A 10,092-nucleotide genomic window follows, 5' to 3' on the forward strand; every position below is an offset into this window, starting at 1 on the left:
CCGTCGCCTTTTGAGCTCGTATACACCAGAGCTCTGCGTGCTTGGGGAATAGTGTTGAATTAAGCACAGCGAGAAAAATCTTAATGTTAGAAGCAATGGAGATCGCCCTGCCTGCAAAGACTCTCACAGCAAAGCAGATCATACAGGGCGGTCTCTATTTTTGTGCCATTAAGAATATGGGCATAGGAAAGAGGTGTGTATTTGAAACAGTTCCATAATACCATTTTACGAGGTGACATCTACTACGCAGATTTAAATCCAACGGTTGGCTCGGAACAGGGCGGCGTTCGGCCCCTTGTCATATTGCAAAACAATGTTGGAAACCGCTACAGTCCCACCGTGATTGCCGCCGCCATTACCGCGAAGCCGAAAAAGCCGCTCCCCACCCATGCAAGCATCGGTCATGCCTGCGGCCGCCTGAAGGAGTCCTTTGTGCTTCTGGAGCAGATACGCACCATCGACCGCAGCAGGCTTCGGGAATATGTCGGCAGGCTGGATGAACAGGAAATGCAAAAAATTGACGAGGCACTGGCAATCAGCGTCGGGCTGGCTCCGGCGCCTATTTTATCAGGGAGGGAAACGCCATGACAAACGCACAGGTATCCGATAATCTGATGTACGCTGCCGCCCTGCAGCAGCTCACACGGCTTGCAGCCGTCAAGGGCATGACGGATCAGGAAATTGAAAAGATTAAAAAAGACTTGGAACGCAGGCTGCGACCCACCATTATCGCACTATGCTGAGTCGCGGAATTGTTTTCTGAATATTATCAACGATTCAGTAGCTATATGCCGGGAGGTGTGGTAGTGTATGTCGTTGAAAGGAGGGAAAAAAGATGTATCAATCCAATTCAACATCGGCGGAAGCGCCTAAAATCACATTGATACAGGCGCGAAAGCCGGAAACGGCAAAGCTCCGTGTGGCGGCATATGCCCGTGTGAGCAGCGATTCGGAGGATCAGCAGAATTCCTACATCGCACAGGTGGATTATTACATCCGGCATATCGCCGCACAGGAGAGCTGGGAGCTGGCGGACATTTATGCCGATGAGGGTATCTCCGGCCTTGTGGCAAGCAAGCGGGATGAATTCAACCGCATGATTCAGGATTGCCGGGACGGAAAGATCGACCGCGTCCTCGTCAAATCCATCTCCCGCTTCGCGAGAAATACCAAGGAATATATCCAGTATGTGCGGGAGCTTTTACGGCTGGGCATCTCCATCCACTTTGAAAAGGAGAACATCGACACCGGCAAAATGACGTCGGAGCAGATTGCCACCATCTACGGCGCTTTTTCACAGATGGAGTCACAGAACCACTCAAACAATATGCGGATCAGCGTCCGCATCCGTATGGAAAAGGGCGATTACCTATCGCCGTCCGAGCCTTACGGCTACAGGCTGGAGGGGCGCACCCTAATGATTATTCCTGAACAGGCCGAGGTGGTGCGCCGAATTTATGCCGCTTATCTCAGCGGTCAGGGAAAGGATGACATCGCAGACGAGCTGAACAAAGCAGGCGTCCCCCGCACCAAAGGGCGAACCGTCTGGCACCCAAGTACAGTGGCGTACATCCTCACCAACATCGCCTACACCGGAGATATGATCTGGCAAAAGAGCTTTGCCACCAACGAAATCCCGTTCCGGCAGGTGCGCAACAAGGGTGAGAAACCGAAATACTTTGTAGAGAACTGCCATGAGGCGATTATTTCCAAGGAGGACTTTCAGCGGGTGCAGGCGCTGATGGAAAGCCGACGGAGGCAGACAAACGGAACGGTTTCCTCCGCACTGCTGGCAAAGAAAATCCGCTGTGAAGGCTGCGGAACCCTGTTCCGCAGAAAAATCGTCAATGAAAAGATCTACTGGACTTGCCGGAGGCATGACCGTGACAAAGACCTTTGCCCCACCTCACAGATACCGGAGGAACAGATTGTCACGGCAATCCTCCGCATGTACCACAAGCTGAAACGGCATCGCGCGCAAATCCTGTCCCCGGTCTTATCTCAGCTGACCGAGCTTCGGGAAAAGGAGCTTCGCTCCAACCGCAGAATCAATGATATCGACAAAGAAATCGCCCAGCTCACCGAGCAGAATCTCGTTCTTGTTCGACTCAAGTCGAAGGGATACGTAGATTCTGCTCTTTATTTATCCCAAACCGGCGAAATTGACTTTAAGCTCCGGGAGCTGCGCCGTCAACGCCGCCGCATCATGGAGGCCAACGGTGAGGACAGCCAAATCAAAGCCACCCAAGCCATGCTGGATTATCTGGAGGACAGCCCCGAATATCTGGAGGAACTCACGGAGGAAGTGTTTGAAACGCTGGTGGAGAGCATCACCATCTCTTCGGAAACGGCGATGAGTATAAGCCTTTACAACGGTCTGATGCTGAAAGAAACCATGGAAAGGACGGTGCGGTAATATGGCATGGCAGAGAAAAATCCCCTTCGGGTACACCATGAAAAAGGGAGAGATACAATGCAGCCCCACAGAATCGGCGGCGGTCAAAGAGATTTTCAGGCTTTATGCGGACGGCATGGCCTACAGCAAAATTGTCGCTGAAATGATGCGCCGGGGGCTTCGTTACCACAGCCACACGACTGAATGGAACAAGCACATGGTTAAACGCATCCTTGAAAACGAACGCTATCTTGGGGAAAAGGAATATCCCCCCATCCTTGAGCCGGAAGCCTTTCTGCGCGCCCAGCTTGTCAGGGGAGAAAAGAATACCTATACACCCTGCCCGGACTACATCAAGCCCATCCGTGAAAAGGCGGTCTGCGGCGTGTGCGGTGGCAGGATGATCCGCGATACCAGAGCTGGGGGAAAGCCCCGCTGGTACTGCGAAAAGGAGGGCTGTACCAACCGCCGTTACATAGAGGACGAGGACATCCGCACAGCCCTATCCGAAAGGCTGGATGTGCTGGCGCAGACCCCGAACCTCTTAGAATGGTCCCTGCCGCAAAATACAAATGAGCCGACGCTGGAGGCGGTACGCATCCAGAACGAGGTCATCCGGGAGCTGAACAAAGCGGAGCCGGGACCGGAGTACACCAAAATGCTGATACTGGCCTGTGCCGCCGAGCAATACAGCGGACTGCCTGATTCTATGCCTTATTATCAGATGCAGAGACTGAAGGAAAAAATCCTTACACAATCCATCAATGCGGAACTTCTCAGAGAGCTTTTCACAATCGCAGTGCAGGAAATCCAATTTACCGCCCACGGCAGTCTCCGCTTGCGACTCATCAACGGAAAAACCCTTGAAGCAGATGGAAAGGAGGATGCAAAGTGCCCGAAAGCGCAGTGAGAAAAGTCACGGTGATTCCCGCTGATCCCAAGCACAACCAAAAGGATATCCGCAAGCAGCGCCTGCGGGTAGCGCCTTACTGCCGCGTTTCCACCAGCTCCGAGGAACAGCTCGACAGCTATCAGGCGCAGATTGAATATTACACCGAAAAAATCGCCGCCCAGCAGGAGTGGACCATGGTGGATATGTTTGCGGACGAGGGCAAAACCGCAACCTCCACCAAAAAGCGCAAGGATTTCCTGCGGATGATCAAGGCCTGTGAAAAGGGCAAGGTGGATTTGATTATCACCAAATCGGTATCCCGGTTCTGCCGGAATACGCTGGACGGTCTGGATTATGTCCGCAGGCTCAAGCGGATGGGCGTGGGCGTCTTCTTTGAAAAGGAAAATGTCAACACCCTCTACATGGACAATGAAATGATTCTCACCTTTATGATGAGCCAGGCACAGGCCGAGAGCGAGTCCATGAGCGGCAACATCCGCTGGGGACACCGCAAAAATTTCAAGGACGGCAAGGTTTACTTTCACTATGCCGGATTTTTAGGCTATCGCCGGGGCGAGAACGATCTGCCTGAAATCGACCCGGAGGAAGCGGAAATCGTCCGCAGGATTTTTTCACGGTATCTGATTGGGCACAGCGTAGCCAAAATCATCGCAGACCTTGAGGCGGACGGCATCAAAACGGCGCGGGGGCATAAAAAGTGGAATGACGGCGTGATACGGGGGATGCTTCAAAACGAAAAATACATGGGGGACGCTCTGCTCCAGAAAACCTACATCGCAGACCTTTTTACTCGCCAGACTAAGAAGAACACCGGTGAGCTTCCCCAATACTACGTGGAGAACAGCCATCCCGCCATCATCGACCGGCTGACCTTTCAGCGGGTGCAGGAGGAAATGGCACGGCGATCCAGCCTGAAAAAAGTCAGTACCGCCGCCAAAACCGAGCTTGCCAAATACAGCGGCAAATATGTGCTGACCGAGCTGTTATCCTGCGGAAATTGCGGCAGTCCCTACCGCAGAGTGACATGGACCAGACCGGAGGGTAAAAAAATTGTCTGGCGGTGCATCAACCGTCTGGAGAATGGTAAGAAGTTCTGCAAGGACGCCCCCACGCTGGAGGAAAGCCGGATTCACACTGCGGTGGTCAGTGCCATGAACGAAATGTTCAGCCTAAAAAGCATGAAAGCAATTTTACAGGACAGCATCCGGACAGCTCTTTTGCCGGAAAATGGGGAAACCAGCCTCGCAGCCATCGACAGCAGGCTGTCTCAACTGCGGGAACAGCAGTACCGGCTCCTTCAGCTTGCCGCCGCTGTGGGAGCGGATTCCACCCAATACGATGAGGAACTAAAAAAAGTCAGCATGGAATTCTCCGCACTGGTGGCAAAACGGAGCGAGCTGGAGAAAAATAAGCAGGATACCGAACAGGCGGACGAGCGCGTGGAACAGCTTGCCGCCGAGCTGGAATCGATGGACACCGGCATCGCCTCCTTTGACGAGGTCACGGTGCGGCAGCTGATCAGCGCCATCACGGTACTCAGCGAAGAAAAACTGCTCATCCGTTTCAAGGATGGAACAGAGATTGAGCAGATTATTTGATGGCAGCAGCAATCAGGTGCAGGGAAATATCCTGCACCTGATTTTCTATACAATATAAATTTTTATCAGGAGGAATTAGAATGTTTTTCGATTACCAAAAAGCACAGCGGATGAAGGAGCGGTATCCCAGCGGAACCCGTATCCGCATCAACAGTATGGACGATCCCTACGCGCCCATTGCGCCGGGAACGGAAGGTACGGTAAATTTCGTGGACGATATCGGCACACTTCACTGCACCTTTGACAATGGGCGCACCCTCGGTGTCGTTCCCGGCGAGGACAGCTTCTCGGTGCTCTCGCACTCGGCACCGTCTGAGCCGGAGGAAGGCCCCACTCAGCAGTTCGGCATGAGGATGGAATGAAAGGAGGATGCACCGTGAAACGGATTACGACAGATGAGCTTCGCACCATGACAGACCGTGAAGGATTGATTCTTCAAGGCTGCGGCGGGGAGCTTTCAGAATGGGTAAACGGCATCAACGAGCTGCTGACACAGGAAGGTATCCTGCAAAACGGCGATACCTTCAAGGAGGTTTTCGCTTTTGAGCATGACGGCTGCACCAATCTGCTGTTTTCTATGGAAAATGTGGATTTGCATATGGGAAAGCTCGCCATATGGCGTTTGCAGTCACACAGTGCTTTCGGCGGCACTTGGCTGAGTGATTATCTTCCCAACCGGCTGGGCGTTCATATGGATGAAGCAACTACACAACAGGACGGCGGCCTTGAAATGAAACAAAGCTACTAACAATTCCAAACATTTCATCGGCGGAGCTTGCTCTGCCGGGTACATAAAAAACAGGCTCCCACGGAGCCGGAAAGGAGAAGTCTATGAAAGCATTGAAAAAGAACAGTGCCCTGTATCTGGAGCAGATTACCTCTGCAGTAGCTGAATGTTATGAAAAAGACGAGAAGCCCTGCAATCGGGCATTGCTGGAGCTTTATACACGGATCGGCCAATGTATCTGCCTTCAGGGTGAAAAAGCGTTTATCCCGCATTTGGCTGAGATGCTCGCCGACCGGTTTCCATCGCTGAAAGGCTTCTCCCTTCGCAATCTCCGCAGGATGCGTGACTTTTACCGTACTTATGAAAACAACCCGGCTCTTATGAGCAGGGCACAGTCCCTTGGCTGGACACAGAACGCCGTGATACTGGAGTGCTGTGAAACCGATGCGCAGCGTTCGTTTTATCTTGACCTTGCGGCAGAACGGAATCTTTCCAAACTGGCGCTCATGAAAGCCATTCAGGAGCATGCCTTTGCCGATGCCCTCCATACGGAAAATTGCGCTGAGGGCATGGAACCCAGCTTCGCCCCTGTAAGCGATAGCTGCCCCGATGAAGCCGTGGACACCACCACATCAGTTGAAACGGCGTGTGAGCCATTTGTGACAGCGTGTGAGCCTCCCCGCCAAGGGGATACTCTGCTCCGAGGCACTGGCAGTGGCTACAGTGAAATTCTCACAATAATTCCAACCGGCAAAAGAATGAAAAATATGCGAAAACAGTCCATTTCATGCTGGCAGGCTTACCCGTTTCTGGAGCGCTCCGCTTCGCCAAAACCATTGGCGCAGAAACAAATCATCCATTTAAAGCCGCCGCCCGATATGGTTCAACCGAAGAAGCTCCCGCCGCCTTTTATCAGAAAACAGGGCAGGAATTATCAATGGCAAGTACATCGACCGAAAACAGCCGCATAATTATTTGAACACGGCCATGAAGAGTCTGAGGATTTATGGCATCATAAAATTGGTCATTGCCTGCGGAGAATCTGATTTATTTTGAGAATTTGGCGCTCTCTTTGGAGAAAGATAAGAAATCTTTTTTCCACGGTGTCCACAGCTTTAAAACCGCATGAACACTGATTTTCAGTGTTCATGCGGTTTTTCTTTATTCTATAATTGATGACGTTTTACCTCTTATTCATTTTAAGAGGATTAAATGAGGACTTAAATTAAAATCTTCTTATTTAAAAAATCCCGTGATTATACTTTTTCTGCGTTATCACCATATGAATGAGCCCGCCCACAAAACAAACCGCAAATACTGCCCAACCATATGCTGTGCTTGTTACAAGATTTATTACACCTGTAAGTAAGATTCCTATCCCCATTAAAGTTAGAGCTTTACCAATGTTTTGGGTATACGCACTCTTGTTTTCTTCGGTAACATTCGTATAATGATAGTCATGAATGAGTGTGATTTGCTCTTTTCTCCAAATCTTCCAGCCAAGGAATAAAAATAGAAAACCAACCAACAACATAATGATGAATGCAAATAAATCCATAGATACACCCTCTTTATTATTTTCATTCTAATTATAACATATTATTCTCGCTATGGGTAAAGCAACCAAATAAGTTCACGCAAAAACAGCCCGCGCCAGAGCCGAATAAAACGATATATTGAGCCCGCTTTCGGGTGAGAAAGCCGCTCTCTTCTGCATGTGCAAAAGAGAGCGGCTTTTCATTTATTGTAACCCCAATTGAGCCTTTGCGTAAACCTTGCCATTGCTGAACGTAACATTCGCATTGGCTCCCAAACTTCCTATTCCATCCCAAGATACAATAAACGATTGATACCCTGCTATTTCAGAACGTGCCATTTCTGTGCCATACGAGCCAACGATTTCGGTGACTTCATCATAACCCATTCCACTTTTAATACGGCTGTATTCGTCTAAGGTAATTTTCTCTGAGTCTTTGTCATAAACAGCGATTAAATCGCCATCATCTTTATCAAATATATAGTTCGACTGTCCCACTCCAAAAATAGATGAGCCAGATTTTGTGGCCAAACCAAGGCTATTTACAGCTTTTACATTGTTCACTGAAATGGTATCTCCTAATTTTACATAGAGCGAGAAAAAACTCTTAGTCGTCATTATTACAGTTACGGTAAAAGGCTCTGTTACAGTATTTGATTTTGCATTTTTGTATGTAACAGTACCACTCCCTGTGAAAATTGCGTTATGTACTTTCCAGCTTGTTTTATCGTGTGTAAAATGAGCCGTGACCGGATTTTTCAGTTGCTTCTTTATGGTTATTTCAATACAATATAATGCATTATCTTCAAATGCAGCTCTTATTTCCTGTTCTCTTGGTGTGAGAGGGACCTCCGGCGCAGGAGCCTCTTTCTGCACCTCTGCTGTTGCACTAACTGTGGCTGACGCTGTTTGTTGGGCAGCATCTAAGTCGCCATCACCACCACTTAACGCAGATACTATAATAATTATTATAATAAAGACACAAAATGATATAAACAGCCAAGCGCAGCCATTGCTTTCTGATTCCTCTTTCGGTTCTGGTTCTGGTTCTGGGGGGACGGGAGCTTCATATACTTCAGGAGCTTCATAAACTTCAGAAACTTCGAAATCTTCGGAAACTGGGGGAGCTTCCGGAGCTGCTATGGGTTGAGCATAATAATCTACTGGTGCCACACCATCATTTACCTTTTTTCCACAACTGATGCAGAACTTACTGTTTTCGGGTAATTTTACGCCGCAATATTTACAGTACACGCGTTCTCCTCCAAATACTCTTTTTATTTTAATCCAACCTGTGTTGTTAAAAACACTTTTTGACCTGTAAACGTAATTATCGCTTGAGAGTCCTTCTCCCCATTCCCTACCCAAGTGTAAATATTTACACTTCCACCTGTCTGCCCAGAAAGCGTGCCCAAAGAGCCAATGATATCGCATACCTCTGCGTAAGTCATTCCAATTTTAATTTTCTGAAATTCTTCGAGTGTTGCCTTTTCATAATCTTTGTCATGAATCGTTAATAGCTTGCCTTCCATATTTTTTGTTAGATCCATATCCTCCGTATCCGGATTTTTGATTACTCCCATCGTACTGTATTGGTTTTGAATATTATAGAACTCCTTACTTCCCAACTTTACATAAACCCTGAATAATTTCTTCTCACTTATAAATAATTTTAGGGTAAATGGTTCTGTTTCCTCTAATCCCTCTTTATTTTGGCTTGTAACGGTTCCGCCAAAAGTGAAAAGAGAATTTTCGATATTCCAGCTTGATTTATCATGTTTTATTAGAGTAGTATCAGGCAGCTTGCAATCATCCTTTATCGTGATTTCAACATTGTATAGAATATCTTCTGTTATCGCATTACGTATTTTCTTTTGTTCTGGCGTTAAATTACTCACGTTAGAGCCATTGCTTGTGAACTTGTAGTTTGAAGAATACGCTGGCTCTGAGTTCACTCCCATTATTACAAATAGGATACAAACCAAAATAATAACCAATACACCCAAAACGAAATGCATAGCAGCCTTCTTATTCGCTTCTGAATTATTCGTAGAAGCTACGGAGTCATTGACTGAGCTTGTATTGCTTTGTGTGGAACGATTTACTTCATTTGAATTTGAGACGGGAGCCTTTGGTGCATCTGTTCCCCTTTGTTCTTGTTCTGTGGTGGGCTTTTGCTGTGTTTCATTTGAATTTTGCTGTTTGTCCTCTTCACTAAGTGCTATTTTTTGACCACAATGGTAACAAAATTTACTGTCATCTGCAATCTTAGTACCGCAATTAATGCAAAACAATGTTATCTCCTCCAGCATGTATGAATATATGTATAAAATAGGTATTCGTTATTTGTAAAGGTATTTTAATATTAGCATATTTGGTTTATTTTTCCAACTAAGCTTTTGTAATTTTTAGATATTTTTTCAGTAACTTCGTCGAACAAAGAAGATAAAATGATTCATTGCGTTTATTTGCAATGAATTCTGTATTGCTTTCGGACAAAAAAGAACGCCGTTCCAATCAAGGAACGGCGTGAGCCGCACAGGCGATGTGTGCGGCGTTGTACTCTTACAGACAATAGCGCGGCGAAGCTGGGGGATTCTATTTATTCCTCCAAAGAGTCAAAGTGCTCAGGGGGTTCGTTCGTGATTGTGCCATTCCCACAAGTGAGTAAAAATCTTGCTGATGTGATTCAACATAAAAAATAACCCACAATCCTCCGCGGCTCATCACTACCGCAAATGTGAACTGCCGTTTAACCCCAGCTCCGCGTTGCCTTGTCTGTAAGGCAACAAAAAAGCGCTCGTCACGGATAGGCCCTCCTCTTTCAGGGCCAATTCCACAACAAGCGCTCATTCTATCAGTGCATCTCACAACCAGAACAGAAAATGATCCATTTTGCGCTCCCTCTTCTGTTTACAAGTG

General features: G+C 47.8%; 11 protein-coding genes. 8 read left to right on the forward strand and 3 right to left on the reverse strand.

The genetic code is table 11. The annotated features are described in order from the left end of the window. Positions 1 to 201: 201 nt before the first annotated feature. The 8 genes from E7L17_RS12355 (at position 202) to E7L17_RS12390 (ending at position 6,604) form a co-directional block, all read left to right on the forward strand. On the forward strand, positions 202 to 588 hold the full coding sequence (locus E7L17_RS12355) for a type II toxin-antitoxin system PemK/MazF family toxin (protein ID WP_207715825.1): 387 nt from the start codon (positions 202 to 204) through the stop codon (positions 586 to 588). Beyond that, a complete protein-coding gene (locus E7L17_RS12360) occupies positions 585 to 743 on the forward strand; it encodes a hypothetical protein (protein WP_316323449.1) in 159 nt (52 codons plus the stop codon). Before E7L17_RS12355 ends, E7L17_RS12360 begins: the two co-directional genes overlap by 4 nt. 92 nt (positions 744 to 835) lie before the next feature. Continuing rightward, positions 836 to 2,416 (forward strand): recombinase family protein, encoded by a 1,581-nt coding sequence (locus tag E7L17_RS12365; protein ID WP_316323450.1) that lies wholly within the window; start codon positions 836 to 838, stop codon positions 2,414 to 2,416. Between the two features lies 1 nt (position 2,417). Further along, positions 2,418 to 3,305 carry a recombinase family protein gene (locus E7L17_RS12370; RefSeq protein ID WP_316323451.1) on the forward strand — a complete coding sequence of 296 codons (888 nt, stop codon included), beginning with the start codon at positions 2,418 to 2,420 and terminating at the stop codon, positions 3,303 to 3,305. Then, positions 3,287 to 4,906 carry a recombinase family protein gene (locus tag E7L17_RS12375; protein WP_316323452.1) on the forward strand — a complete coding sequence of 540 codons (1,620 nt, stop codon included), beginning with the start codon at positions 3,287 to 3,289 and terminating at the stop codon, positions 4,904 to 4,906. Before E7L17_RS12370 ends, E7L17_RS12375 begins: the two co-directional genes overlap by 19 nt. Before the next feature lie 80 nt (positions 4,907 to 4,986). After that, positions 4,987 to 5,268 carry a DUF4314 domain-containing protein gene (locus E7L17_RS12380; RefSeq protein WP_316323453.1) on the forward strand — a complete coding sequence of 94 codons (282 nt, stop codon included), beginning with the start codon at positions 4,987 to 4,989 and terminating at the stop codon, positions 5,266 to 5,268. Between the two features lie 14 nt (positions 5,269 to 5,282). Then, positions 5,283 to 5,654, forward strand: coding sequence for a hypothetical protein (locus E7L17_RS12385; RefSeq protein ID WP_316323454.1), 372 nt, complete (start codon positions 5,283 to 5,285; stop codon positions 5,652 to 5,654). An 83-nt stretch (positions 5,655 to 5,737) separates the two neighbouring features. Continuing rightward, positions 5,738 to 6,604: a DUF1016 N-terminal domain-containing protein gene (locus tag E7L17_RS12390; protein WP_316323455.1), complete on the forward strand. Its 867-nt coding sequence runs from the start codon at positions 5,738 to 5,740 to the stop codon at positions 6,602 to 6,604. Between the two features lie 269 nt (positions 6,605 to 6,873). On the opposite strand, the gene E7L17_RS12395 is transcribed toward E7L17_RS12390, so the two are convergent. From E7L17_RS12395 to E7L17_RS12405, 3 genes are all read right to left on the reverse strand, one after another. Continuing rightward, positions 6,874 to 7,191 (reverse strand): DUF3784 domain-containing protein, encoded by a 318-nt coding sequence (locus E7L17_RS12395; protein ID WP_316323456.1) that lies wholly within the window; start codon positions 7,189 to 7,191, stop codon positions 6,874 to 6,876. Positions 7,192 to 7,374: 183 nt separating this feature from the next. Then, positions 7,375 to 8,424, reverse strand: a complete 1,050-nt coding sequence (locus E7L17_RS12400) for a zinc-ribbon domain-containing protein (protein WP_316323457.1) — start codon at positions 8,422 to 8,424, stop codon at positions 7,375 to 7,377. Between the two features lie 23 nt (positions 8,425 to 8,447). Further along, positions 8,448 to 9,464 carry a zinc ribbon domain-containing protein gene (locus E7L17_RS12405; protein ID WP_316323458.1) on the reverse strand — a complete coding sequence of 339 codons (1,017 nt, stop codon included), beginning with the start codon at positions 9,462 to 9,464 and terminating at the stop codon, positions 8,448 to 8,450. Positions 9,465 to 10,092: the final 628 nt, after the last annotated feature.

It is taken from the genome of Clostridium sp. (assembly GCF_032576335.1).
Classification (GTDB): Bacteria; Bacillota; Clostridia; order Oscillospirales; family Acutalibacteraceae; genus Faecalispora.

Excerpts from the sequence above, each read along its gene's own strand:
- E7L17_RS12365 (WP_316323450.1), top strand. The coding sequence starts at position 836 with ATGTATCAATCCAATTCAACATCGGCGGAAGCGCCTAAAATCACATTG.
- E7L17_RS12395 (WP_316323456.1), bottom strand. The coding sequence starts at position 7,191 with ATGGATTTATTTGCATTCATCATTATGTTGTTGGTTGGTTTTCTATTT.
- E7L17_RS12370 (WP_316323451.1), top strand. The coding sequence starts at position 2,418 with ATGGCATGGCAGAGAAAAATCCCCTTCGGGTACACCATGAAAAAGGGA.
- E7L17_RS12380 (WP_316323453.1), top strand. The coding sequence starts at position 4,987 with ATGTTTTTCGATTACCAAAAAGCACAGCGGATGAAGGAGCGGTATCCC.
- E7L17_RS12390 (WP_316323455.1), top strand. The coding sequence starts at position 5,738 with ATGAAAGCATTGAAAAAGAACAGTGCCCTGTATCTGGAGCAGATTACC.
- E7L17_RS12360 (WP_316323449.1), top strand. The coding sequence starts at position 585 with ATGACAAACGCACAGGTATCCGATAATCTGATGTACGCTGCCGCCCTG.